General features: G+C 46.6%; 18 protein-coding genes. 6 read left to right on the top strand and 12 right to left on the bottom strand.

Annotated elements, in window-relative coordinates; genetic code table 11:
- Positions 1–66: 66 nt before the first annotated feature.
- On the bottom strand, positions 67–3,717 hold the full coding sequence (locus ACFSRY_RS12855) for an ABC transporter permease/M1 family aminopeptidase (RefSeq protein WP_377508051.1): 3,651 nt from the start codon (positions 3,715–3,717) through the stop codon (positions 67–69).
- Complete coding sequence (locus tag ACFSRY_RS12850) at positions 3,714–4,637, bottom strand: ABC transporter ATP-binding protein (RefSeq protein WP_377508048.1); 924 nt, start codon at positions 4,635–4,637, stop codon at positions 3,714–3,716. The genes ACFSRY_RS12855 and ACFSRY_RS12850 overlap by 4 nt, the downstream gene beginning before the upstream one ends.
- A gap of 372 nt (positions 4,638–5,009) precedes the next feature.
- On the opposite strand from ACFSRY_RS12850, the gene ACFSRY_RS12845 reads away from it, so the two are divergent.
- Complete coding sequence (locus tag ACFSRY_RS12845; protein WP_377508043.1) at positions 5,010–6,488, top strand: TrkH family potassium uptake protein; 1,479 nt, start codon at positions 5,010–5,012, stop codon at positions 6,486–6,488.
- Positions 6,489–6,580: 92 nt separating this feature from the next.
- Here the strand turns inward: ACFSRY_RS12845 and ACFSRY_RS12840 are convergent, their stop codons facing one another.
- Positions 6,581–7,729, bottom strand: a complete 1,149-nt coding sequence (locus tag ACFSRY_RS12840; RefSeq protein WP_377508040.1) for a PQQ-dependent sugar dehydrogenase — start codon at positions 7,727–7,729, stop codon at positions 6,581–6,583.
- A 208-nt stretch (positions 7,730–7,937) separates the two neighbouring features.
- On the opposite strand from ACFSRY_RS12840, the gene ACFSRY_RS12835 reads away from it, so the two are divergent.
- Entirely contained in the window at positions 7,938–8,585 is a 648-nt protein-coding gene (locus ACFSRY_RS12835; protein ID WP_377508037.1) for an NAD(P)-dependent oxidoreductase, read from the top strand.
- A gap of 18 nt (positions 8,586–8,603) precedes the next feature.
- Here the strand turns inward: ACFSRY_RS12835 and ACFSRY_RS12830 are convergent, their stop codons facing one another.
- The 6 genes from ACFSRY_RS12830 to ACFSRY_RS12805 all read right to left on the bottom strand — a co-directional run bounded on the left by ACFSRY_RS12830 (position 8,604) and on the right by ACFSRY_RS12805 (position 16,208).
- Positions 8,604–10,322: a glycoside hydrolase family 15 protein gene (locus ACFSRY_RS12830; protein WP_377508034.1), complete on the bottom strand. Its 1,719-nt coding sequence runs from the start codon at positions 10,320–10,322 to the stop codon at positions 8,604–8,606.
- A gap of 129 nt (positions 10,323–10,451) precedes the next feature.
- Entirely contained in the window at positions 10,452–11,384 is a 933-nt protein-coding gene (locus ACFSRY_RS12825; RefSeq protein ID WP_377508031.1) for a hypothetical protein, read from the bottom strand.
- A 47-nt stretch (positions 11,385–11,431) separates the two neighbouring features.
- Positions 11,432–11,800: a hypothetical protein gene (locus ACFSRY_RS12820; protein WP_377508028.1), complete on the bottom strand. Its 369-nt coding sequence runs from the start codon at positions 11,798–11,800 to the stop codon at positions 11,432–11,434.
- A 3-nt stretch (positions 11,801–11,803) separates the two neighbouring features.
- The gene (locus ACFSRY_RS12815; RefSeq protein ID WP_377508025.1) at positions 11,804–13,273 is read right to left on the bottom strand and encodes a cellulose synthase family protein; all 1,470 of its coding nucleotides are present in this window, start codon (positions 13,271–13,273) and stop codon (positions 11,804–11,806) included.
- Entirely contained in the window at positions 13,273–14,817 is a 1,545-nt protein-coding gene (locus ACFSRY_RS12810; RefSeq protein ID WP_377508319.1) for a 4Fe-4S binding protein, read from the bottom strand. The genes ACFSRY_RS12815 and ACFSRY_RS12810 overlap by 1 nt, the downstream gene beginning before the upstream one ends.
- Entirely contained in the window at positions 14,817–16,208 is a 1,392-nt protein-coding gene (locus tag ACFSRY_RS12805; RefSeq protein WP_377508022.1) for an NAD(P)/FAD-dependent oxidoreductase, read from the bottom strand. The genes ACFSRY_RS12810 and ACFSRY_RS12805 overlap by 1 nt, the downstream gene beginning before the upstream one ends.
- 322 nt (positions 16,209–16,530) lie before the next feature.
- On the opposite strand from ACFSRY_RS12805, the gene ACFSRY_RS12800 reads away from it, so the two are divergent.
- The 3 genes from ACFSRY_RS12800 to ACFSRY_RS12790 are packed head-to-tail and all read left to right on the top strand — an operon-like array spanning position 16,531 to position 19,795.
- Complete coding sequence (locus ACFSRY_RS12800) at positions 16,531–17,394, top strand: restriction endonuclease (RefSeq protein ID WP_377508019.1); 864 nt, start codon at positions 16,531–16,533, stop codon at positions 17,392–17,394.
- A complete protein-coding gene (locus ACFSRY_RS12795) occupies positions 17,391–18,902 on the top strand; it encodes a thymidine phosphorylase family protein (protein ID WP_377508016.1) in 1,512 nt (503 codons plus the stop codon). Before ACFSRY_RS12800 ends, ACFSRY_RS12795 begins: the two co-directional genes overlap by 4 nt.
- Positions 18,899–19,795: a ribose-phosphate pyrophosphokinase gene (locus ACFSRY_RS12790; protein WP_377508013.1), complete on the top strand. Its 897-nt coding sequence runs from the start codon at positions 18,899–18,901 to the stop codon at positions 19,793–19,795. The genes ACFSRY_RS12795 and ACFSRY_RS12790 overlap by 4 nt, the downstream gene beginning before the upstream one ends.
- Here ACFSRY_RS12790 and ACFSRY_RS12785 read toward each other — a convergent pair.
- Complete coding sequence (locus ACFSRY_RS12785; protein ID WP_377508010.1) at positions 19,783–20,403, bottom strand: hypothetical protein; 621 nt, start codon at positions 20,401–20,403, stop codon at positions 19,783–19,785. The two genes, ACFSRY_RS12790 and ACFSRY_RS12785, sit on opposite strands and share 13 nt — an antisense overlap.
- A gap of 320 nt (positions 20,404–20,723) precedes the next feature.
- On the opposite strand from ACFSRY_RS12785, the gene ACFSRY_RS12780 reads away from it, so the two are divergent.
- On the top strand, positions 20,724–21,479 hold the full coding sequence (locus tag ACFSRY_RS12780) for an SDR family oxidoreductase (RefSeq protein ID WP_377508007.1): 756 nt from the start codon (positions 20,724–20,726) through the stop codon (positions 21,477–21,479).
- 97 nt (positions 21,480–21,576) lie between these two features.
- On the opposite strand, the gene ACFSRY_RS12775 is transcribed toward ACFSRY_RS12780, so the two are convergent.
- Positions 21,577–23,718 carry a glycoside hydrolase family 97 protein gene (locus tag ACFSRY_RS12775; protein WP_377508315.1) on the bottom strand — a complete coding sequence of 714 codons (2,142 nt, stop codon included), beginning with the start codon at positions 23,716–23,718 and terminating at the stop codon, positions 21,577–21,579.
- Between the two features lie 428 nt (positions 23,719–24,146).
- Positions 24,147–25,752 (bottom strand): PA14 domain-containing protein (locus ACFSRY_RS12770; RefSeq protein ID WP_377508004.1); only part of this gene is annotated, 1,606 nt, incomplete at its 5' end.

The following is a 25,752-nucleotide window of genomic DNA, read 5'->3' as shown; positions in this document are numbered from 1 at the left end:
AAGGGAATGTCTAAAGTAAAAATAAAAAATGTGACGAATGTATTAGAATTTGTGATGGATTAAATATTACAAGTATGAGTTAACAACATAGTGCAGAAACTGCTCCTGCGGCTTTACCTGTATGGCTCCAAAGAGCTTTACAGGCTCTGTAATTTTTACATTTTTCGTGTTATCGTAAGACTTCGTGTCTATCAGCAAGCTGTGCGGATCTATCCCTGCAACAACAGGTTTCTCTGGAACAACAAAACGGACACGCTGGCTTCCGGAAGTGATGCGGTGCTTTTGAAGATAGATTTCCTGTCCCAGATAACCGTCTTTATCTGCCAAAAACGCACCTACTTCAACCATATCCTGCATAGGCACTTCAGTTACTTTACCTGCTTCGTCGGCCTTAACTTTGCGTGCCTGCACTTCCAGCGTTACCTGCCACTTGCCGTCAGACATTTGCTGCGCCTGTGCATCCTTGGTTTTAACTTCCCAATAAGTATTTGTTACAAAAAGATCTGAAAGCAAGTGCTTTAACGTATCCGGTGTTACCGCCTGCAGTTCCCTGTAAAGGTCAAGCGAGGTAGGCAGTGGTGGATCTCCTGAACTATACTTCTGCAGCAAACTTCTTAAAGCCATGTCGATACGCTCCTCTCCCACGTACTCCCGTAACATATACATGGCAAACGGGCCTTTGCGGTAAGCCAGAAACTGATCTGTGGCACGTAGTAAGGGTACGTCAGCTTTAGAGCGTGGCGTAAGATAGGAGCTGCGCATCACGTAAAGCAGCCGGCGCAGGTGATCTGTGCCATAAGCCTCCTCCACCACACCAAGGGCGCTGTACCAGGCAAGGCTTTCAGCCAACACAGGGGCTCCCTCTACCGCTGCTGGAATCAGCTGATGTGCCCACCATTGGTGCGCTATTTCATGAGCCACTACCGCAAAAGCCAAGTCAAATTTACGTTCATCAGCATCAGGGTTTAAGGTTGCAAAACCCTCTGTATAGGCAATAGTACCCGGGTATGATGTGGCACTGGTTCCTCCATCATTATACTCCACAAACTTGATTTGCCTGTGCGGGTATGGCCCAAGGGTTTTGGTAAAGTAGGCAAGCGAGGTTTTTATACTTTGCATCATTCTAGGGAGGTTCTGGGTATGCTCCGGGTGATAATAGATCTGTATCTGCACATCTTTCCACTTGTCTTCCATAACCGCATACTTTGCCGAGAAGACAGGCTGCATCGTACGGATAGGACTGTCGGTGGTGTAATGAAAGTAGCGCCTTCCATTCTCTGTCCAGGACCTGGTGAGTTTGCCAGGCGCTACGGCTATTTGGTCAGCTGATGTGCCTACTGTAGCGCTAAACCGTACACGCTCACGGTTTACCAGGTTATGGCGGGCCTTTTTATCATACAAGGATGGGATAGCTGGTTTCGGCGCCAAATTATGTACGCTTCGCGTTATAGGATTATCTAACTCTCTGCTGGACTGATAGCCGATAGTTGGCAACCAGCTTTGAGCTACGAAAAAAGTGCCATTTTCTGCCACAGCGGTGTTTATGCCCTTGTTGGTAAACCCTTTCTGCTTACGGTGCACTTTAAAACTTACTTTCAGGGAATCGCCTGGCTGTAGTGGTTGTTTTAAAGAATATATTGTGTGCCGCATCGATTTATCAGCAAGTACAACTTTTGCCTCACGATTAAAACTTACCGCACTGGTTTCTACCTCTGAGGCAGTAGCCAGGTGCACAGTGTCTATAGTGACCCGGCTCTTGTTCTTAAGCGTGTAGACGCCATTTATAACCGCCTCCTGCTCATCAGGAAAAATCTCTGTGTGCAAACTAGTAGCTGTTAAACTTGGCTGAGGTGTGTTGTTATACTTTGCAAAGCGACGTTCATACTCCGCACTTTGCTCTGCCAGTTCATCAGGCGTGTGGTATTTGTTAAGCACGTTGGTATTATATAGTACAAACGATCCCAGCGAAACAACCAGCAATGCTCCGACAGCACTTAACAGCACAAGCGACTGGGCCGGACGCACAAAAACCTGCTGTAGCCTATCTCTGAACGAAGTCTCCCGGCCTCTTACCCAAAACAACTTTGCAAGTATAGCTAACAGCAACGCCCAGCCAGCCCAGTATAGTTTAAATAGCAGCCAGGGACCAACCGTAGCACCAAAGCCGCTGATGGCCGAGTAAGACCATTCTGGTGATGCGCCATAAATAAGCAGGTTATGCCTGACGCCAAACTCACCTGCAAAAGCAGTGTACATAAAAGTGAGCAGTATAATGATGTGGCCCATGTACTTCTGGTTTACCAGCACATGCACAGCCATGGCAACAGCAGCAAACAGCGTGTAATCGACTAACTGCAGCCCTAAAAGCACACGCAGGTAAAGTCCTATCTCCAGCTTATTATAGTCTGAAAACACTTGTATAAGAATGCCGGCCGCCATAAATGACACCTGTATCAGTACAAGCATCAGCACAACACTAAGAAACTTGCCAGTCAGCAGCAGTCCGTCCGGCACTGGAGTTGCGTCAGCAATGTCGCCCATGCGGGCATCCCGCTCTCTCCAGACAACCTGCCCTACATATATGCTGATCAGCGCCACCAGCACTACTTTTATCGGAAAGAAATTATATAGCGTGATCACCAGACCAGTTGAAGGATAACGCGGTACTCCAATCGGTCCTTCCAACAGCTCAGCTCCAATAAACAGCAGGAAAACAACTGCGCCAAGTATGGCTAACCACCCCCACGTTGCAAGGTTTTGAATGAGAGAGCGCCACGTAATATTCAGCAGTTGAAAAAATCTTATTTTGGAGCTGAACTCCCCGCGCACCTGTGGCACTGCTATCGGGGCAGTAACCGGTACTTCTGCGGCAACAGTTCTCCTTTTAAACACGCTCTTAAACCAACTGCTACCAACATAGTGACTGAAATGAAACCTGAAATACGCCAGCATCAGCATAATCAGCACCACTACAAGCCAAAACCCACGGTTCAGTATCACCCATTTTTCAAACCCCACATGCTTTATGTTTAATTCTGCGGTCGGGACAGCCTGGCGTAGTTCAGCATAAACCGTAAAAGCAGAAAAGTCCAGCATTTTAGCTAATTCCCACTCGCCCATGTGGTCGGCTATTAGCTCTTTGCATGTTAAGGCTCCCATAAAAAGGAAAGCGCCTGTCAGAAAACTTACCAGCGAGTGCCGGCTTAACAGCGCCACCACAAACAGGATAGCTGTGGTTACAAAAGTGTTTGGCAACACCACCAGGAAGTATGCATTAATGTAAGGCTGCAGCTCAAATGGCCCGAACAAAGAAGCTTCAAGACCAGGCATAAATCTGGCTAGCATAAGCACAAGCGGAACAGCGGTAAATACCAGAGAACTAACAGCAAACGCTCCCAGAAAGCGGCCACCTAGGTACGTAAATTTTGAAAGCGGGGAAGTATAAAGCAGTGGCTCCACTCCTTCCTGCATGTCATGGGTTGCGGCATCGCCGGCCACTGCGGCTGTTACGATAAGCCCTAGCAAACCAGTGGCTACTGCTACGATTGCTCCTATTACAATCGGCGCATTCAGCAGGTAATCGCCGTTGCGGGAGTTGTCCACAAAGCTTAACATCATGGCTGTGGTTAGCCCCAGAAAGATGAGAAAGTATACCCAGGTAAACCAGCGGCTAAGCTGATACTTTACCTCAAACCGAAAGATCTCCAGCAGTTTCATAACGCCACCTCCTTTGCCGGCTGATACTGGTGCTGCGTGTAATGTCCTGTCATGGTGCAGAAGTATACATCCTCCAGGTCTGGTGCTACCTGCTCGAACTCAGTGCCGGGGTCTTCGTTGTTGTATATATGAACCACTGTTCTGCCTCCGAGCATTTTAGTGGAGATAACATGGTGTTCCTGGGCTACTTCAGCAAGTTTACCTTTTTCAATAACACGTCGCCAGATGCGGCCTTTTAAGTTATCTATGGCCAGCAGTGGCTCGGCCTCCAGCAGTATCTGCCCTTTGTTGATGATGGCCATGTTGGTGCACAGCTCCGATACATCTTCCACAATGTGCGTGGAAAGTATAACTACGCTGTTCTCACCCAGCTCACTCAGCAGGTTCAGGAAGCGAACGCGCTCTGCAGGGTCAAGCCCGGCTGTTGGCTCATCCACAATCAGCAGCTGTGGGTTGCCTAGCAGCGCCACCGCCACACCAAAGCGCTGGCGCATGCCACCGGAATAACCGCCTAACTTCTGTCTGCGAACCTCCCATAGGTTGGTCTGTTGCAGCAGGCCCTGCACTACCTCTTTTCTGATAGACTTGCTCGTGATCCCCTTCAGTATGGCAAAGTGGTTGAGCAGACTCTCGGCACTAGTATTTCGATACACTCCGAACTCCTGCGGCAGGTAACCAAGTGTTTTGCGCAGCTCATCCTTTTGGTTCACTACATCAACATCTCCCAGAAATACCTCCCCCTTATCCGGATTTTGCAGCGTAGCCAGAATCCGCATCAGCGTAGACTTTCCAGCCCCATTTGGCCCCAGTAAGCCGAACATACCCTTAGGTATCGTTAAACTTACATCTTTCAGTGCCTCCACCCCATTCGGATAGGCCTTAGAAACATTCTTGATTGATAGTATATCAGGAGCACCCATACTTCTTTTCTTTTGATGTGCGACAATAGATTAAGTATGAGCAAGAGTAGGAAGTATAAAGCGCTACTTCAACAATATGTGATGAAAGACCGGAAAGATGTGATTAAATAACTATTGAATACAAACTCAGGAGCACAACGACACTGGTCCCATAACACTACCGTTCTGTAACCTTCCCTGAACCAGTCACATTCTGATTAATAACAGGGTTGCCTCTGTAGTTCATAATCGATCTTACTGATTAACCTTTTATAGAAAGATTAAGTAACTCTTAGCAGCTTTTACTTAGGCTGTGGTCTGCTTTGTTATGGACATGGGTGTAACAGAGCAACGCAAAGGGTAACTAATTTTTCACTAAACATTCTGCTCCATTTGAACGGTAGGTTAAGTTCTTTTTTACAGGACATAGGTAAGCTCCTTCACTTACCTGCCGGCTTAACCGTTCTGACACTGCCCGTAATTTTTTATTATGAAGAATGGTTCGCGTTGATTCCTTTCGGACTGATGGCACTTGTTAGTTCAGGTATAGGACAGTTGCTTTACCTGCCATTTAAGAGTTCTAGCGAATCAGCAGTTGGTCTTTCCATTATTTTTGTTGCCATAAGCTGGTTGATGCTTCCCCTTTTTGGTATCATCCCTTTTTATGGCACTGCCCTGACCGCACCGGCAAATGCTTATCCTGCTATTTCAGTTTTCAATGATCCTATAAACTGCTTCTTTGAGTCTATGTCTGGTTTTACCGGCACAGGACTAACAATGGTAAATGACCCTACTGAGCTGCCTTACACCCTGCAATGGTGGCGTACGCTCATGGAGTGGATTGGAGGAATAGGCGTTATTATGCTAGCATCTATGCTCCTGAGCCTGAATCATGATGAGGGAAGCCTTTATAAAGCAGAAACCCGAAACTGGACGATTGAAGACGCTCCTGTAACGGAAACAATAAAGAGAATATGGTGGATTTATGTTGCCTACACAATTGCTTCTATTAGTGCCTTTTACCTGGCTGGAATGCGCTTCTGGGAAGCATTGAACCATGGTATGACGGCCATAGGTACTGGAGGGTTTTCAGTTACTCCCAAAAGTTTTACGGAGTATTCGGCTTTGATAAAAGCGATTGCAACAACGATCATGGTTGTGGGAGCTGTAAACTTTAAGACTCACTATCTACTCATTTTCCGGCGAGACATCGGCTCGGTTCTAAAGCAATCTCAGCTCAGGTACTTCATTCTTCTTCTGGGGATAGGGTTATTGGCTCTTGTTCTTATAAAACCGGAAATTCCGTTCGTAGATGTTTTCTTTCAGGTTGCTTCTGCTCTTGGCACCTGCGGTTTGAATTCCGCCAACTTAAGTCTCTGGACCATGTCGCCACTCTTCCTGTTAACAATTTTAATGCTTTTTGGGGGAAATGCCGGATCTACAGCAGGAGGCATAAAAACGGAGCGGGTAGCCTGGTTTTCGAAAGGAGTCTGGCGAGGAGTTAAACAGGCCTGGCTTCCCAAAGACAAAGAAGCAACTATTGAGTTTGATGGTGAGAGAAAGAAACCTCACGTAACGGAGCGAAACATTCAGCAGGCAGCCAGTATCTACTTCCTGTGGATGGTTGCACTAACTATTGGTACTTTGCTATTGTCAGTGCTCGTAGGGGATCAGTTTTCTTTTGATCAAATACTATTCGATACTGCCTCGGCCCTGAGTAATGTAGGACTAAGTTCGGGTCTAACTGGTCCTGATTTACCAAATGGTGCAAAGTTCCTTTTAACGGCACTCATGTGGTTTGGCCGCTTAGAAATCATGGCTGTGGTAATTCTTCTGCTGTCACCCGTTTACCTCGCTCAAAAGAAAAGCTGATTACCATCTGAGTCAAATATCTAGTACAGTATAAGTAAAACCTCCCATAAGTACCGGGAGGCTTTAAAATCTTTATTGAGGTAAGGTTAGCACTACTTAACAGGCACTAATCGCAAGACTTTTCCATTGCGCTCATCTGTCAAAACATAAACAGAACCGTCGGGAGCCTGCTCTACATCACGTACCCGTGTGGCAAGAGGTAAACGCTCCACTTCCTTTGCCTGCTCCCCATTTATCTGCACCCGCACTATACCGGTGCTGGTAAGCCCCCCAATAAGGGTTGAGTTTTGCCATGCCGGGAACATGTTCCCGTTGTAGAAAATCATACCTGATGGGGATATAGTAGGTGTCCAGTGTATCACAGCATCAGCAAACTCTGGATGCGTAGGCGGGTTAGGTATGTTAGAACCATCGTAGTTGTCGCCCCAACTTACAACGGGCCAACCATAATTTCGACCGGCAGCTGGTTGGTTCAGTTCATCACCGCCCATGGGGCCCATTTCTGCAACCCACAGTAAGTTAGTGTTAGGATCAATAGCTGCACTCTCAATGTTACGGTGGCCATAAGACCATATTTCATCTTCGGCATTCTCTTTACCTACAAAAGGATTGTCTTTCGGAACTGATCCATCAGGATTAACACGAACAATAGTACCCAGGTGATTGGAGAGATTTTGTGCCGGATCAAACTTAAACCTTTCACCCAGTGTGAGAAGCAGGTGTCCTTCAGGGGTAAAAACAATGCGACCACCAAAATGATTTGGTCCTTCTACCTTGGGCTTCTGGCTGAAAATAACTTCAAAGTCTTTTATCATATCCCCTTCCAGCTTACCCCTACCGACTGCTGTAGATGCGGTGTTATTATCTCCGGGCTCAGCAAAAGAAAGATAAACAAGGTTGTTTTGTCTGAAATTTGGATCCAGGGCAACATCTAAAAGCCCTCCCTGGCCTTTATCAAAAACCTCTGGAACGCCCTGCAAGGGCGCTGAAAGCTCGTTGTTTTTGTTCAAAATTCGAAGGTTACCAGTGCGCTCCGTAACCAGCATCCTGCCATCCGGGAGGAAAGCCATTCCCCATGGATGTACCAGGCCTTTTGCTAATGTTTCTACCTTTATTGGACCAGCATCTGTCTTTACCGTTGGTTTTTGTGCACATGCAGTTCCGGCAAGTAGTAGGAACGAGAGAATGCCGGCCACACGACAAGCAGCACTCGTCATAAAATTCCTTGCTAATGTTTTCATAGTTAAGATTTGTAATTTATTAAAAGATCATTCTAAAGCTAACGTAGTTAAAAAATGCTGGTTTAATTCATAACCAGGGGATACGTAGCGAATACCGCTTTTCAATCGTTGCTGTCGTCTGCTTTACCTAAAACAAACACTTGCTCCGCCTTGTTTATAAAATTGTAGCCTTTTAAGAACCAGACGATTACCTGAGCCAGCAAACACAATGAATATACTTGTTTTCGGAGCATCCGGGCGCACAGGTCGGGAGATAGTGCAACAGGCCCTTGTGCAGCAGCATGCTGTTACAGCTTTTGTGCGCACCCTACCTGATTTTGACCTGCAGCACGAACGTTTGCGGGTAGTAAAGGGTGACATTACAAACTACGATGAGGTAGAGCTTGCCATTAGCGGTCATGATGCGGTAATGTCTGCACTTGGGCCGCACACCTTACTAAAGCGGGTACCTGCCTTAGTAACAGGAATATATAATATTGTGGGAGCAATGGAGAAGAAGGGAGTAAAAAGGCTAGTTTATGAATCGGCTCTTGGAGTTGGTAAAAGTAAAGCAGATCAGAACGCTTTTTTCCGCTACCTGATACTTCCGGTTGTACTTGGCCGTGACTATGCCGACCATGAGACAAATGAGCAGACCATCCGCTCCAGCCGTCTGGATTGGGTTATTGTCAGACCTGCACGTTTAGTGGATGGTCCCCGAACAGGTAATTACCAAGTTGGCCTGCACCTGGCTGCTACCTTTCCTTTTGGAAGGATTTCCAGAGCAGATGTCGCTGCGTTTATGCTTGAGCAACTTACAGAAACAAATTACCTTAAAAAGGAACCAGGTATTCTGGGTTTTAAAAGCTTGTATTAAGCTATTGAGAAATATTGCCTACTTCTCTTCAAACATACTTCTATAATCAATAACTACTCCTATAAGCGAGGCATGGACAAAGGCCTGCGGTATATTGCCTAACCATTCCCCTGTCTCCGGGTCTCCTTCTTCCGGCATCAGCCCTGTATCATTCATGTACCTCAGTACTGCCTGCAGCGTTTCTTCTACTTTCTTCCGGTTCTTCCGCATCACCCAATACTGCGCCACCCAACAAGTACCTGCCAGAAAGGCTCCTTCTTTTTGTGAATCATACTCCACCAGGTGCCGTCTGTAAAGCTTATTCTGACAGTAGTTCTTCTCCAGCTTCTCTATTGTCTTGAGCATGATGGGTGTGTCAGCATCTGTATACCCCCAAATAGGAAAAAGCACAGCACTTACGTCCACATCTTCGCTTCCCGCATAAACAGCGTAAGCTCCGTCTGATGTCAGGCAATTTTTATGGACAAATGCTTTTATCTGCTCCGATGCATTCAACCATCTTTCCTGTTCTTCTTTATCATCGGAGTGCTCGGCTATATACTTCAGGCTGATGGAAGCCACTACCTTACTAGAAGTATAGTGGTGCCTGCAGGTTTCTTCCCACATTCCGTGGTCTGGCTTGTCCCAGTGATCAACTATGAAGTTTGCAATCCGCTGAACCGTCTCCCAGTGCTCTTTTGTATCGTAACGGTTGTAAATTACCTTGGCGGCAATGAGTACATTGCTGTTAGCATCCAACTGCAACTGGTGATTAGCACCATTTCCGTAAATAACAGGCTTACTGCATCTGTAGCCGGAAAAATCCAGCTCCTGCTCCGTTCCCGCAGGTTGATAATCCAAAGTGAACATCGGTACGATCGGCTCGGACAGCCGGTGCATGGCCGAACAAATGAAGCTAAGGAACAAGCGTTCTTCCTCCCCATCGCTACCTGCTCGTGCAAGAGCACTAACGATCATAGCCGCATCTCGCAGCCAGACATAACGATAGTCATAGTTCCGGTTTCCTCCCAACACCTCCGGTAGTGATGTGGTAGCTGCCGCTATCAACCCTCCGTTCTGAGCATAGGTAAGCATTCGGAGCAAGCGGAGCGACTTTCGCACCTCGTCTTCATAAGGCCCTTTATAGGTAATGTGCCCTGCTACCTCCCCCCAGTTTTTCAATGTTAACTTCCGGGACTCTTCAAGGCGCTTTAACGGATCATCCAGCTCCGTTTCTGAAAAAATCAACCATGCCTCTTCACCGGCAGGAACGTGACAACTGATCGTTTCTTCTTCTATCTGTAATGGGTGAGAAGCATATAAATGGAAATCAAAGTCAATGGTAGCATGTTGTGCTTGCTTCAGCTTTAGCACAGCCTGACGCCGGTTGTAGTTTGGCCGGGGACTTAGCTTAAAAGTATATGACGATGGTGCTTTAGTGAGTTTGCGGCATATACCAAAGAAACTTGCGTAAAGCGGCATCCAGTCCTCCAACACACAGCTACCTTTCTCTCCCCTGAATGTGGTTTGCAGAATCGCACTATCTTCTACATAGGCCCTTTTCTCAAAATGCATCCCTTCCATTTCCAAATGCCACTCTCCTCCTTGCTTTGCATCAAGCAGAGAGGCGAAAACAGAGGGTTCGTCAAAACGTTTCGGGCAGTACCATACGATGTTGCCGCCTTTATCCAGAAAGGCGCAGCTACGGCGATCCCCTATCATGGCTAAATCCTGCACCCGTGGTTCGATTTCATCCATAGGATTATTAGTTTGGCTTAAAACAACCTGACCAATCTGATGTTAAAATACCTTCCGGTTTAACAACAATTAAATACAGCCACAGGTTATCCTGCCTCTTTTCAACGTGGGGACATAGGGTGTAGTTGTTTATTTGCTCTTTAGCTGCAGCTCTCCTCGCAAAGGCTCAAATTCATTTCGGTTTTTGGTCCAGTAGTCTGTCATCATAATGGCTTTTCTGACAGCACGACTTGTTTCTTTTTCGCCTCCAGGCAATCGCCGTACTTCCTCCCAACCAGCTATCTCGTAAGGGAAATCTGCTGTGTAGAAAATTCGTAAGTCGCGCGGATAGTTATTGTAGCTTACCTGTAGTACCCGCAGGTCCTTGGCAGCAAAACTACCCATACTATCAGTAGCAGCAATGATACTTACAGAAGCCTCTTCTGCTTCCAGTTGCTCATGAGTAAAACGCTGATCCAGCAGGCCGGGGATCAGCTTTAGCTGACCGGTGGGGACCTGGTTCGGATTCAGACGCAATAGGGTCCAGAGGTTATCCTCCGGCATAGCATCTATGGTTAGCCGCTGATCACTTTCATTCTCGAAGTAAGACAATAGCTGCGCTTTATAAATACCCTTTTCCCTGTTTAGTTGTGTGAACGTATGGCCGCACCACTCTTGAGAACTTGCAGACACCTTAACAGCAGGAATACTATCATACACTGGTGTGAACACAGAAAGCATCATGGAATAAGGATAAATTCCCGTCACAAACTTCTTGGTCATATTTAGTTTCAGTACCTTTTGCGCATCCTGCTCATGTTGCTGTGGATTGTCTAGTTTTACTTGCTTTTCACGGGAGAAATCCTCCGTCACAAAAATTAGAACCGCCTCTCCATCGCGCATCTCCCCATACCGGTACTGCTGTAAATCATAGGTATTTACCTCGGCTTTTCCCTGGTACCAGTGCTCTCCAAAGGCATCAAAATTTAAGTTGCGTGAGGCAACACTTGAAGAACTACCGGAGCCAGAGGGCTTGCAGGAGACAAGGCCCAACACTATTATAAAGTATGATAAGTATCTCATGATTTTGATATTAGTTTATCAGAACAAACAGCTTTTCCAACCTGTTATTAGCTTAAGTCTAATTTGAGTAGTTCCTTATCCAGCTTCTCTTTTAGTTGGTCTAAGGTTTGCAGCTTGTTTAACTCATCGGCCCCTAAAAGGAGTTCTAAAGTATCATCATTTGTTTGTAAAGCTATGAGCGGAAATTTACTATGGCTGAGAGTAAACTCCCATTCGTTCTTATAAATAAACTCCACCTCCAGCGGCAATTGCTTTATGTACTTTGCCCATTCCTGCTTTACAGTTAAGTTGCCATAGGTAAGGGCGCAGAGGCTACACGCATAGGTATCCGGAGAGACAATTTTATGCGCAAAATCTGTAAGCTTGTTAAAAAAGCCTGTATCTGCATTATAAACAAACAGTAGCTTCGGCTTCATCTCTTAAGCTTTCCTGTATGATTGAAAAGAGTGGTAGAAAACCAACAGGTAGCCAAGCGCAAGCATTCCATGGAAGATGAGCAAGCCATATTCCTGCTTAGCCACACTCCAGGCTGCTACCCCCAGAAATAACAACCCCAGCAGCCCCTCTACATAAGTGGTGTAGGGCATACTGAAGCTGAGGTAGAGATTTTCCTGCCACTTATGTTGCCTTGCTTCCAGATTGAATTTGGGGGTGCGGATAAAAGGGGATCTGCGACCACTCCACCCCTCCCAAACAGCCACTGCATTGTGCAGGGCCAGTCCCATTGAAACAGACAAAAACAAGGGAAAGTACAGCAGAAAACCGCCCGTAAGTTTACGAACAGAAGCCTTCTCCTGCGATTGGGCCTGAAAATACACCAGGCTGATCACGATGAAACTCAGCAAAGTTACTGCCCCCACATTAAAAACTATGTCAGGCAGCAAGCCATTCACTTTTGCCCAAACCAGCGGAATACTGGTAAGCGAAGCCAACAAAACGGCCACAAAAACAGCGCTGTTAAGTAAATGAGCAAGTGCATGGTATTTAATGCTGAAGGATGCCTCTGAGCGTAGTACCGTGGCTAAGTGCTTCACAGCTGATTCTGCACCTCCCTTTGTCCATCGGAACTGCTGCGACTTCAGCGCACTCATGATGGGGGGCAACTCTGCCGGTGATTCTACCTCAGGCAGATACTTAAACTTCCAGCCTTTAAGTTGGGCACGGTAGCTCAAATCAAGGTCTTCCGTTAGTGTATCATCTTGCCAGTTACCTGCGTCCAGAATGGTTTCTTTTCGCCAGACACCGCCTGTACCGTTAAAGTTTATAAAGGCGTTTAAACTGTTTCGCCCCACCTGTTCCACGTAAAAATGTGCATCCAGGGCAAAGGCCTGTAGCCGTGTGAGCAGCGAGTACTCCTTGTTCAGGTGCGTCCAGCGCGTCTGTACCATCCCCATATCCTTGTTAGTAAAATAAGGAACAGTACGCTTTAAAAAAGAAGGCGCTGGAACAAAATCAGCATCAAAAACAGCGATAAGCTCTCCCCTGCTCAATTCCAGTCCGTACTTCAGGGCACCGGCTTTGTAGCCACTGCGATCGGACCGACAAACAAGCTGCCAGTGCAATTGCGGATACTCCTTTATTCTGTCTTTTATTAATTCTGTAGTCTCATCAACACTATCATCCAGCAACTGAATCTCCAGCTTGTCAGTCGGGTAATCCAGGGCAGCCACCGCATCAATCAGGCGCTCCACCACATACTTTTCGTTATACAAAGGCAGTTGCAGGGTAACTGTTGGCCACACTTCTGGCGCTGGCGGCTCCTCTGGCTGCTTTTCTTTCATAAAAAGCCTGAACCGATACAGCAGATGCGCCTGTGCAATACTGTAAAAAAGTATAAACAGCATCGACAGGGAATAAACCACTACAGAAAATATCAACAATAACTTCATCAACTCAGCACCTTTGTAGAGTGATTACCTGTCAGGAAGGGAATGTCTGTAATTCGCCCCTGCTCCGGCCCGTTCTCTAATTTCAAAACACCTCTCGGACAAACAGAGGCACAGATGCCACAGCCAACGCAGGAGGCCCGTACCACGTTTTGCCCGCGCTGTGCATACCAGCGAACATCGATACCCATCTCGCAATAAGTAGAGCAGTTGCCGCAGGAAATACACTGCCCTCCATTTGTTGTAATGCGAAAACGGGATTTAAAACGCTGTACAATGCCTATATACGCAGCTAAAGGACAGCCATAACGGCACCAGACGCGGTTTCCCATCAGTGGGTAAAAACCCACTCCAACCACACCGGCAAAAGCAGCGCCAATCAGGAAGCCGTACCACTGGTGCAAGGTATTGGTATATTGTTCCAGCAGGGCAAACTCTGTGAAATAATTTGCAATAGTCATAGCCGTGACCACAACAATAATCACCAGAATGCTGTGTACCATCCAGCGCTCAATCTGCCAGGCCTTTAAGGATTTATCGGAGAGATGACGGTAAGGATCACCGGCAGTTTCTGCCAGGCCTCCGCAGCCACAAACCCAGCTACAATACCACCGCTTGCCATAGAAGTATGTAAAAACCGGTACTCCCACCAAAGCGAGCAGGGTTCCCCATATCAGCATGAACAAGCCAACAGATCCGCTGGCCAGCATACTTTCTATGCTGTACTCAAAATAGAAGTCATAGTCCAGGGGCCAGATATTCTTGAGGTCCTGCCACGGGTTATTGAGCAGTACCAGTATCTCTGGTATCAGAAAAGCAAAGCTAAGCTGAAAGAACATTACTGAAGAGGTGCGCAGCAACTGATATTTATTACCCCGGTACTTGCGGAACATGCGCACCCCCATCACCAGAATGGCAAGGGTATAAAGGGTCCCATAAAAAAACCATTGGCTGGCTGGTCCACCTGCCAGTATCTGGCTCAGCGGATCAACCAGTAGGGTCCAGTTTACAATAAACTCCGGGTACCAGTACAGCAACACATAGATTCCTATCAGGTATATCCCAAGCACAATTCCCACTACCCCCCTGGATTTATTAGAAGAAAACATAACGCCGTTGTTTCGAACACCGGCGGGTTCTTTCCTGTGCTTTGGCAGTATGTTCATCAGGGCACCCACTGTGCCCAGTACAATAGTTAGAAAGAGCAAAAGCAGCTTGTTATGCTGCACAAAACCCTGGCTGGCTACTTTGGTGAGCACAAAGGCATAATCGACCCAGATTACCCGGTCCCACTGCTGGCTTCGTTGTTGCTCTTCGTTGTAATTATCCAGGTACTGGTTAAATTCATTCGCAAATGCAAAACTTGAAGAATAGGTTTTACCCAGCATAGGTTTCAGTTCCTGCCGCAGTACTTCCACATGCTCCTGTTTGATCGTGCTTTCCAGCTCCTCTTCCGTCAGCTCATACTGCCCCATAAAAAGCAAGGCGTTGAAAAGCAGCAATGCCAGAAGAAAAATGCCTAATCCTATTTTTTGTATAAGCTTCATCATGCTGTTCTGCTTCCTAAAAATGAAAGCAGCCTTCTTTTCTCTTTTTTTGGTTGTAGGTTAGTTCCAAACTGGTGGTTGTAGGCCTGCAGTATGCTTTTATAGTGCTTGTCGTAAAATTCGGGATCAAAGTTGGCAAATTTCATATTCTCAAGCGCCTCCTCAATGGTACAGAGTTCACAAAGAGCCTTATCAAAGAAATCGTGTCGCAGGCGCATACCAAAAGCATTAACACCATGCAACTTCCCTGTATTACCATTATAAACAGCTCTGAAGGCTACCTTTCCATTCTCATGCTCCCAATAAAATGACTGCACAGGCTCATGCCACACAGTTGGTACCATACCATACGTCTGATACTCGATGTCAAAAAACTTAGCAGAGTTGAACCAGGGACCGGGTGTATACGGCACTGGTTCATGCGTTAGATTGTGCGCCAGCGTTTCGCCATGCATGCGCCCGGTATACCACACCTGCTCAATGTTCTTTCGTTGTGGTATTGGCACGCGGTGCTCTGCACAGTCGCCGATAGCAAATACGTTCTTTACATTTGTAGCAAAGTACTGGTCAATCAGTATGCCTCTGTTCACCTCTATAGGAGTGTCTGCCAGAAGGTCAGTATTGGGGCTAACGCCTACGGCCAGGCCTACAAACTGGCAGGGAATCTCCTCGCCTGTGCTCGTTACCACGGCTCCTGCACCACCTCTGCCATTTCCAATTATCTCCTTCAGCTCCGTTTGCAGGCGCAGGTCAACATGGTGTTCTTTCATGTGCCGCATTACCAGCTCCGATTCTTCTTTCGGTAATATGTTACCCCAGAAATGATCTTCACGCACCAGCATTGTAACCGGAATGTTCCTGCTCAGCAGCATTTCAGCCATTTCAACTCCAATCAACCCACCTCCTACCACCACAGCACGTCCGCAGTTTACTGTGCCTGCTTCCATGCTTTCCAGATCCTGGTAACTGTATAGCCCCTGTACACCTTGCAGATCCTGCCCTGGCCAATCAAATTTGTTTGGCCTTGAGCCCAAGGCAAGAATAAGGATGTCATAAGGTATTGCCTCCTGCTGCTTAAGCTGAAGCTCCTTTTTCTCAACATCTATTTTTGTTACCCAATCGTGCACCAGGTTCAGGCGATTCTTTTCCCAGAACCAATCTTCGTAAGGTTTTGTATGGGCATACTTCATCTGCCCCATGTAAATGTACATAAGTGCAGTCCGGGAGAAAAAATGTTCTGTCTCGCCTGATATAATGGTGATATGAGCCGTGCTGTCGCGTTTGCGCAGGTGGCGTGCACAGGTTACACCTGATATGCCATTGCCGATGATGACAATGCGGCGTCCTTTCGATTGGTTACAGAAATTTCTGTCTGGCTGTGTTTCCTTCATTTGTATACGTCAGCGGCACGCCTCTTAAGGCAGCTCCTGAAACTTTGCCTTATACTTTTCCTCTATAACACAAAAAGCTGGCGTTTGTGCTAATTTACCTGTAATTCCTTTCCCACACATACTTTCTCGACAAAACACCGACCCTTTCCGCTAAAAAGCATCAAAGGCCTGGCTCAAGTTTCTATTAAAACAGTACCCTTTCCACAATTACTTAGCAGAACATCACGCTATTTTATGTCTGCAGTTGTTCTTTATAAAAACATTTGTCAGTTTAAAGCTTAACTGGCGCAGCTCGTATAAACAAGCATTAACAAAGACTCAAATGGAACATCTTGTCGTAACAAAAGCCTCTGGCGAAAAAGTACTTTTTTCAGTTGGGAAACTAAAGCTTTCGCTCCGAAGGTCAGGAGCTGATGAGGCCTTGGTGGAGGAAGTGCTTCGGCAACTGGAGCCTTTTCTTTATGAAGGCATATCAACCAGGAAAATATACAGGCACGCGTATGCTATACTGAAGAAGAAATCTAAAACTACAGCAGCAAAGTATAGCCTGAGGCAGGGGATAATGCAGCTTGGGCCTTCAGGGTTTCCGTTCGAGAAGTTTGTGGCCGAGGTATTGAAAGTGCAGGGCTATTATACGCAGATTGGTGTTTTTGTGGATGGGCATTGTGTACGGCATGAGATTGATGTAATTGCCTCTAAAGATGGTAAACACTGCATGATTGAGTGTAAGTACCATAACCTGAGCGGAAATAAATCCGATGTTAAAATCCCGATGTACATTCACTCCAGGTTTAAAGACGTTGAAAAGGTATGGCCCTCGGAACAGGAGTATGAGGTACGTTTTCATGAAGCCTGGATCGTAACGAATACCCGCTTTACAGAAGATGCCATACGCTATGCTACCTGTATGAATATGCACCTGATGGGGTGGGATTATCCGGCTAAGGGTGGCTTGAAGGATATGGTAAACTCTTTCGACCTATACCCTCTTACCTGCCTTACTACCCTCACTCATAGTGAAAAACAAAAGCTGCTTGACATGAGGATCGTGCTTTGTAAAGAACTGCTGCAAAACGAACAAGCGCTACACAAAGCAGGAGTAAGAGAAAAGCACCTGCCTAGCGTGCTAAATGAGGTGGAGAACCTGTGTGGAAGCAACAATACCTATACTTTGCAACAGCCATGAGAAAAGACACGAGCAACGTACTTCGGCTCCGGAAACTGGGAATTGACACCCATACAGAAAACATTATCTTTTTGAGGTCTGACAGCCAGGTTTGTCGTTCAGAGGGTTTCACTGCCAATACAAGGGTGGCTGTTCACCTCGGTTCACGCCATATTATTGCCACACTAAACGTAATCACTTCCGAGCTGATCAATGAAAACGAAGTGGTACTTTCGGAGGCTGCGTTCGAAAAGCTACAGGCACAAGAGGGAGAACTGATAACAGTGACTCACCTCCAGCCTATTCTCTCCTTCAGTGATGTTCGGGCAAAAATGTTTGGCAAAAAATTTAATGACTCTGCCATTCAACAGATAGTCTCTGATATTGGCAAAGGTCTTTACTCCAAAATAGAAATTGCAGCCTTTGTTAGTGTTTGTTCCGGTGACAACCTGGCACTTGATGAAGTAATATATCTTACAAAAGCCATGATCAACTCTGGCTCCACTCTGGAATGGGAAACTCCTCTGCTCATAGACAAGCACTGCGTGGGAGGGTTGCCAGGTAACCGAACTACACCTATTGTGGTGCCTATAGTGGCAGCTGCAGGTCTTATTATACCAAAAACCTCCTCCCGGGCAATTACCTCACCAGCCGGCACAGCCGATGCAATCGAGACCATGACACCCGTTGATCTTACATTGGATCAGATAAAAGAAGTGGTAAAAAAGGAAGGTGGATGCATGGCATGGGGCGGGGCTGTAAAGCTTAGCCCGGTTGATGATGTGATCATTGCCGTAGAGAAAGCCCTTGATGTGGACAGTGCCGGGCAAATGATTGCCTCTGTACTCTCAAAAAAGGCAGCCGCAGGCTCTACGCATACTATTATTGACATACCCGTAGGACACACTGCCAAAGTAAGATCCAGGGAAGAGGCTTTTCTATTGGAATACTATTTTAGAGCTGTTGGACTAGCCATCGGAATGGAGGTAGAAGTGATGATTACGGATGGCACCCAACCTGTGGGGCGGGGCATCGGGCCTGCACTTGAGGCCATGGATGTGTTAGCGGTACTGCGTAATGAACCTGATGCCCCTGCCGATCTGCAGGACCGGGCCCTACAACTGGCTGGGCTCATGCTTGAAAAGGCAGGTAAATGTGAAAAGGGAAAAGGAGTAGCATATGCCCAGGAGTTACTCGTAACCGGACAGGCACTTGAGAAGTTCTATCGTATTTGTAAGGCGCAGGGAGGTTTTAAAGAACCAGTTCCCGCACCACTTCAGCACGATGTGCTGGCGGTAACAAGCGGTGTTGTACGTTCAGTGGATAACAGGAAACTGGCCAAGATAGCCAAACTGGCTGGTGCTCCGAAATCACCGGGCGCAGGTCTGATTTTTAAAGCACCTGTCGGTAAATATGTAAAGCAGGGAGAGCCTCTTTTTACTATTTATTCAGAAACGCAGGGTGAGATTAGCTACGCCCTTACATACCTTCATAGCTCCAATCATATTGTAGAACTGACAGCACCATGAGCATGATACTCTTTTCCTTGCCTGGCAACGAAGACCTTACCCGCTCTCTTGCCTCCAAATTAGAGGCAGAAACCGGAGAGGCTGTGACAAGGCGCTTTCCTGATGGGGAGAGCTATATCAGAATACTCTCAGAGGTAAAGGACAAGCAGGTAGTTTTGGTTTGTACCCTGCATCAGCCTGACCTGAAACTACTCCCCCTTTATTTCCTTGCCAGAACAGCCCGTGAAATGGGAGCATCAAAAGTTTGCCTGATAGCACCTTACCTGGCTTATATGCGACAGGATAAACAGTTTAATCCTGGGGAAGCAGTTACCTCCCGCTACTTTGCCGAACTTATTTCAAACACCGTGGGTAACCTTATCACCATAGACCCACACCTGCACCGCTTTCATCACATGCACGAACTGTATTCCATACCTGCCACTTCTCTGCATGCTGCTCCTGTATTGGCCAGTTGGATTAGGAATAATGTTCAAAAGCCCCTTCTTATAGGGCCAGATGAAGAAAGCCTGCAATGGGTATCAGAAGTTGCCAGCCTGGCAGGTGCCCCTTATCTTGTACTAAATAAAACCAGGTTGGGAGATGAGGAAGTGCAGGTTACGCTACCAGAAATTAACAGTTATCCGGATCATACTCCCGTACTTGTTGATGACATCATCTCCACTGCCAGAACCATGATAGAAACAGTGCAGCACCTGAAGCAGCTAACTCCACAACCACCAGTTTGTATTGGCGTACATGCGGTATTCGCAGAAGGTGCTTTCGAAGCGCTTAAAAAGTCCGGTGCAGCCCAGGTTGTTACCTGTAATTCTATTCCGCATGAATCTAACAGAATTTATATTGATGAGTTGTTGGCAAAGGCTGTAATTTCTGCTGAAGCTCATAACGGCTGATAGCCTTTTTCAGCCCTTTCTTTGATTCCGATCAACATTTTACGTTCCATGACAAAGTGGATCGGATCAAAAAAAAGAAACACCAGTATCCGCTGAAGCCAGTTCTCTTTTCGCCCGTGAGATCTGATAATGAACCGGGTTGTTTTATTATCTATGGGTTTTAACACGAAAGTGCCCCAGCCTTTTAAAACTATAAATTGCTTCTCTTCTAGTTCCGTTACAGGCAGTAAGGTGCTATCTCCATACACTTCTTTCGAACCTAACCGTATCGTATCACCTTTTTTTAGATGCTGCCACTCCGGCACAATTCTGTCAGCGTTATGGATATCGGCTCTTACCAGATTCTCCAGAAAGGAGTAGCTGTAGAAACCTGCCCGGTCCTGCCCTATTTGTACCAGCCAGGGCCACACCGCCTCCACCGGCGCATGTATAGTAATGGCATGGTTGGAAGCAGGATGATCCATCAATTCGTCTCCGGGCAATGGCTGCACGAGCTCTTCTTCTGTTGCCCCCCAGTTAATATATTTTTGACGAAAGATAAACAGCAACGCCACATAACCGATCATTCCTGCAGCTACTAATCCCCCTTTTTTTATCAAACTGCTCATCCTAGTTGGTTGGAAAAAACATATTTAAAATACCTGTACTGTTAATGCTGTCCTGACTCGGCCTCTGTCACTTCCTTTTTAAGCCCGATCACCAAACTTTGAAGGAATATTCGTCTCTTAGCCACCTGCACCCGTATTACTAATTAAATATTATTTATTACTTCAATAATTAAAAACAGTTTAGTTGTACCCTAAAAGAATAACACATAACCTGAGCTTTCTTGAATTAACATTCTAGTGGTGGCTAAGTCTTCATAAGCGCCCCTTACCCAAAGCACAGGCAGTTGAGTACTTATATATAACTTCTTAAGCGCTTCATCATGGGAAGACAATTTCAGGATAAAGTTGCCATTGTTACCGGAGGGAGTTTCGGAATTGGCAAGGCAACAGCCATACTTTTTGCTCAGCACGGAGCCAAAGTGGCAGTAGTGGATTGGAAAGAAGATGACGAAGCTGTGAACGCTATTAAGTCTGCTGGCGGAGAAGCCATTTTTATTAAGTGCGATGTATCAAAAGACGATGAGGTACAGGCTATGGTTACCCAAACCGTAAGCACCTTCGGTCGCCTTGATTTTGCTTTCAACAACGCAGGTATCGAAGGTGAGTCTGCCCCTACTCATGAGGTAACGGAGGAGAATTGGAACAGAGTGATAGGCATAAACCTGAAAGGGGTATGGCTTTGCATGAAACATGAAATCCCGCACATGCTCCGGCAGGGAAAAGGAGCTATTGTAAATTGCTCTTCTATTGCCGGAGTGATTGGTTTTCCGGGTATACCCGCTTACACGGCATCAAAACATGGTGTTCTCGGACTTACTAAAACAGCGGCACTGGAATACGCCACTGCAGGGATACGGGTAAATGCTGTTTGTCCGGGAGTAATCCAAACCCCTATGATCGACCGGTTTATGGAGAAAAACAAAACTAATAAAGCTGAAATGGCAAGCCAGGAGCCAATCGGCAGGTTCGGAACGCCCGAGGAAATAGCAGAAGCAGTTATGTGGCTTTGCTCCGATGGATCCTCCTTTGTTACAGGACACCCCCTCGTAGCGGATGGAGGGTGGGTAGCCAGGTAAGGTAAGAAACCTCAAATTCTTTAAAACATCTCCAGAAACAACAAGGCCCGGTGCATGCGTTGCACCGGGCCTTGTTGTTATAGAATGCAGCTTAAATTTATATTTTCTTTAAACCTTTCATGTCTTGTTTGCTGCCCTCTTTCACGCTCACAGCAACACCACCGCCTGGCGCCATTGGCTGCTTCAGTACACTTTTTGAATTCACTTTAACTTTGCGAATAGTATACTTCTGAGGATTCTTGTCCCAACTTGCATCGGTTGCATCGGCATAGATAGTGGCAATATACTCTTTGCCTTTTGGCAGGAAGTCGAAGCGAACGGTAGCAGTGCGTGCCTTCTCATCTGTGATACCCCCTACATACCATTCATCCTTGCCTTTTGCCTTACGGGCAATCGTAACGTAATCTCCTGGTTCTGCTTCCTGCACCCAGGTATTGTCCCAATCCACAGCCACATCTTTAATGAACTGGAAAGCGTCCGGGAAACGCTCGTAGTTTTCAGGCAGGTCGGCAGCCATTTGTAGCGGGCTATACATGGTTACGTAGTATGCTAATTGCTTCACTAGCGTAGTGTTCACCCGCTGGTTACCACCTGTGTTATAATAAGAAAGGTCTGTCTGGAAAATTCCTGGCGTATAGTCCATCGGCCCTCCCATCATGCGTGTAAAAGGCAAAATGGTGGCATGGTCAGGGGCTAGTCCTCCCATGGCCTCAAACTCTGTACCGCGGGCAGACTCCTGCGCTATCCAGTTCGGGTAGGTACGGTGCAAACCCGTAGGGCGAACTGCTTCGTGACTGTTAATCATGATTTTATAATCTGCAGCCTTTTCAGCTACATAAATGTAATGATTCACCATCCACTGACCATCGTGGTACTCCCCTCTCGGGATGATTTTGCCAACATAACCTGTCTTCACAGCATCGTACCCATGTTCTTTCATGAATTTAAAAGCCTCATCCAGGCGGCGCTCATAGTTTCTTACAGATGAAGATGTCTCGTGGTGCATCATCAGCTTAACCCCTTTGGATTTTGCGTACTGCTCCAGCTCCTTCACATTGAAGTCTGGGTATGGTGTCACGAAGTCGAATACATCTTCCTTCCAGTTACCAAACCAGTCTTCCCAGCCAATGTTCCAACCTTCCACCAGCACCGCATCAAAGCCATGCTTGGCGGCAAAGTCGATGTGCTTCTTCACATTTTCGTTAGTGGCTCCGTGGCGGCCGCTCGGTGTTAGCTTGTTAGGGTCATCCGTAAGCTTCACATTCTTATCTGTACCGTAGGCCCAGGTGCTTTTACCGGCGACAAAGTACTCCCACCACACGCCAATGTACTTCAGCGGCTTGATCCAGGATACGTCCTCATACTTGGTAGGCTCGTTTAGGTTCAGGATCAGCCTTGACTCCAGAATGTCAGTAGCCTTATCGCTTACCACGATAGTGCGCCATGGCGTCTGTGCATCCGTTTGCAGGTAGCCCTTGTTTCCAACGGCATCCGGCGTCAGGTGCGAACTCAATCTAAAGTTCTTAGGGTCCACGTTCAGGTGCATGGCCGGGTAATTCACCAGAGCCGCCTCATGTATGTTGATGTACAGGCCATCAGCAGTCTTCATCATAGAAGGTGTCTGCACCGAAAGCGTATCAATCGGCACCTGGGCATGCACATCGATCGTGGCTTTCTCGATCAGCTTCGGAACCTCAGATATCTGCGATGTCGTGTAGGCATACTCATTGGTGTTGTAGTCACCCCTGATCCAGTAGATTTTATGGTCACCGGTCAAGTTAAATTCCGTGTGTTCATCCTCCACAATGAAATAACTCAGGTTGTCCTGCTCCGGAAACTCATAGCGGAAGCCCAAACCATCATTGAAAAGACGGAAGCGGATACGGATGTGGCGGTCCTTCTGGTCTTTCTGTGCCAGGGTTACCAGCAGCTCATTATAGTTGTTGCGAATAGTTTTCTCCTCACCCCAGATTGGCTCCCAAGTAGTATCCACCGAGTTCTGCTTCGTATCCGTTACAGTAAACCCTTCCATAAAAGAAGGTACGTCCTGTGTTTTAATACCAAGCTTACTCTGCTTGATTACAGGCTTTTTCTTGTAAGTCAGCTGGTAGGTGGGTTCTCCTTTTGGCGTCAGCTCGAACTTCATGGTAAAGTTCTTATCCGGAGAAGTAATGACCTGTGCGTTTACCAGGAAAGAGAATGTGCAGAGCAGCAGCAGCAAGGCCAGTCTACGCATCATCCCGGCTGCACTCGTTGCAAAGGGTTGGCTCATAGTACGTTTATGTTTCATTTGATTTCAGGTTAACTGAATTGATAAATAAAAATCCAGACTTTTTTCCTGGTGAAAGATATGTTTAGTTAGCTGTTACTATATGTGCCACAGCAATTTTAGTTTCATGCGGCGGATACATAAATGTCTGCAATGCTACTTTACAATAATAAACACTGGACACACTTTCCCAAATATACAATTTGTGTTACACTTTTTACTACCTGCCTTTGAGTTTGCAGCACTAAAAAGAGCAAAGTAATATGATTTTTAGGCGCATCTGGCTTGCCTAAAACGTAAAGTAAGAAAAAAACAAACCGGATCCTGCTCTCCTTAAACTATAACAGGCGAGCAGGATCCGGTTTAAAATTATTATATTTTTCGCTTTTAGATCTTTATCATTCCTTCATAATTTTAACAGTTCTGCTTATTCCTGCCGTATCTGTATAAACCAGCAAATACAAACCTGAAGTAAGTTTTGCCCCAGCCAGGTTAATTTGAAGTTTTCTGTTCTCAGGCCTTAAGCTTTCGGATTTAAAAACCACTTTCCCTGAACTGTTAAGAATCATTATTTCTTCCAACACAACTTCTTCAGCACTAAAATCTAGCACAACAACATCCTTAAATGGGTTAGGATAAACAGCTGCGTCTTGAATATTTTCTTCTCCTTCTTCCCTTTTCAAAGCAGAAGAAACACTTACCGCCTCGAGCATTATTGGAGAGAGTCTATTACCTGGTATAGGTCTTTCCAGGATGCCACCAGGCAGCTGCCAGCCTACAGCCATATTATCTCCGCCTGCTTCTTCCTTCATTAAAGCCTCGATGTAGTAGCGCTTGCCTGCCTCCAGGGTCACCTTCACCGACTGTTGGGTGCTGTACTTTGTCCACTCCCTCGGAAAGGTCCAGCCATTGTACATGTAAGCGATGCGTTCTTTTTTTGCTGGATCTTCAGAAGTACTCAGCCACAGCTCGATATCATTATCTCCTGATATCCAGAAAGTATACTGCCCAGTCGTTGGTGCTGTCACGTAACCGCGCACACGCTGACCGTAATTGTCGCCAATGTCTGTAGGTGATTCGAACGAGGTGAGTTTCACAACAGAAGTTGGTGTGGTTGTAAGCGGAATGTTGCTTACAGAATTTCCTCCTATATTGCTCCAGTACTCACGTGTGATCTCACCAGTAGCTACAACAGGTGTGGTTGGTTCTGTAGGTGTGGTTGGCTCTGTAGTTGTTGAGGAGCTTCCCATCTGTGAAAGCCGCTTTCCTGCAATCGGTCTTTCCAGTGTACCATCCGGTAGTTGCCACCCTACAGCCAGATTGTCGCTTTTGTTCTTTTCCTTCATTAACGCTTCAATGTAGTAGCGCTTGCCCGCCTCCAGCGTAATTTTCACCGACTGCTGGGTACTGTACTTAGTCCACTGACGCGACTTGGTAGAACTATACACATAAGCTATTTTCACTTTACCGACAGGATTTTCGGAGGTGCTTAACCAAAGCTCCGCTTTGTTATCTGCAGCGATCCAGAAGGTGTATTGCCCATTTGCCGGGGCTGTTATATAGCCCCGAATGCGCTGACCGTAATTATCCCCCACGTTGCTCGGCGCCTCAAACAATGTCAGCTCTGTTACACTTGTAGGTGCCGCCGTTAGCGGAATGTCACTAATTTCAGATCCACCCACGTTTGCCCAGAACTCCCTCGTGATCTTACCTGTGCCTGTTGTAGAAGGCATCTGATTATTATCAGTTGGCGCGCTTCCATATGGTCCCAATACGATACCATTCTGCTGTAGTTTCTGTATCCATAGTGTGTATTCATTCGCCTCTGTCTCAACCGGAATTGCACCTCCCGGTAAAAACGTGTTGTTTGTAAAGGAGGCGTGCTCGGCGACGGAGACGTCGTTTCGGTTGTTGTTGTAGCCCCAGGCGGTGACGCCGACGGTGTTGTTGTCCACCGAGTTTGCGAAGGTGGTGTTCTTGCCGTAGTAGTCCTTGCTCCACAGG

The sequence above is a fragment of the Pontibacter locisalis genome (assembly GCF_042684605.1).
Classification (GTDB): domain Bacteria; phylum Bacteroidota; class Bacteroidia; order Cytophagales; family Hymenobacteraceae; genus Pontibacter; species Pontibacter locisalis.
This window is presented reverse-complemented; position numbering and strand designations above follow the sequence as displayed.

Coding starts and splice junctions, on each gene's coding strand:
- ACFSRY_RS12790 (WP_377508013.1), top strand. CDS start 18,899: ATGAGCATGATACTCTTTTCCTTGCCTGGCAACGAAGACCTTACCCGC.
- ACFSRY_RS12780 (WP_377508007.1), top strand. CDS start 20,724: ATGGGAAGACAATTTCAGGATAAAGTTGCCATTGTTACCGGAGGGAGT.
- ACFSRY_RS12825 (WP_377508031.1), bottom strand. CDS start 11,384: ATGAGATACTTATCATACTTTATAATAGTGTTGGGCCTTGTCTCCTGC.
- ACFSRY_RS12805 (WP_377508022.1), bottom strand. CDS start 16,208: ATGAAGGAAACACAGCCAGACAGAAATTTCTGTAACCAATCGAAAGGA.
- ACFSRY_RS12840 (WP_377508040.1), bottom strand. CDS start 7,729: ATGAAAACATTAGCAAGGAATTTTATGACGAGTGCTGCTTGTCGTGTG.
- ACFSRY_RS12810 (WP_377508319.1), bottom strand. CDS start 14,817: ATGAAGCTTATACAAAAAATAGGATTAGGCATTTTTCTTCTGGCATTG.
- ACFSRY_RS12775 (WP_377508315.1), bottom strand. CDS start 23,718: ATGATGCGTAGACTGGCCTTGCTGCTGCTGCTCTGCACATTCTCTTTC.
- ACFSRY_RS12795 (WP_377508016.1), top strand. CDS start 17,391: ATGAGAAAAGACACGAGCAACGTACTTCGGCTCCGGAAACTGGGAATT.
- ACFSRY_RS12835 (WP_377508037.1), top strand. CDS start 7,938: ATGAATATACTTGTTTTCGGAGCATCCGGGCGCACAGGTCGGGAGATA.
- ACFSRY_RS12830 (WP_377508034.1), bottom strand. CDS start 10,322: ATGGATGAAATCGAACCACGGGTGCAGGATTTAGCCATGATAGGGGAT.
- ACFSRY_RS12850 (WP_377508048.1), bottom strand. CDS start 4,637: ATGGGTGCTCCTGATATACTATCAATCAAGAATGTTTCTAAGGCCTAT.
- ACFSRY_RS12855 (WP_377508051.1), bottom strand. CDS start 3,717: ATGAAACTGCTGGAGATCTTTCGGTTTGAGGTAAAGTATCAGCTTAGC.
- ACFSRY_RS12800 (WP_377508019.1), top strand. CDS start 16,531: ATGGAACATCTTGTCGTAACAAAAGCCTCTGGCGAAAAAGTACTTTTT.
- ACFSRY_RS12820 (WP_377508028.1), bottom strand. CDS start 11,800: ATGAAGCCGAAGCTACTGTTTGTTTATAATGCAGATACAGGCTTTTTT.
- ACFSRY_RS12785 (WP_377508010.1), bottom strand. CDS start 20,403: ATGAGCAGTTTGATAAAAAAAGGGGGATTAGTAGCTGCAGGAATGATC.
- ACFSRY_RS12815 (WP_377508025.1), bottom strand. CDS start 13,273: ATGAAGTTATTGTTGATATTTTCTGTAGTGGTTTATTCCCTGTCGATG.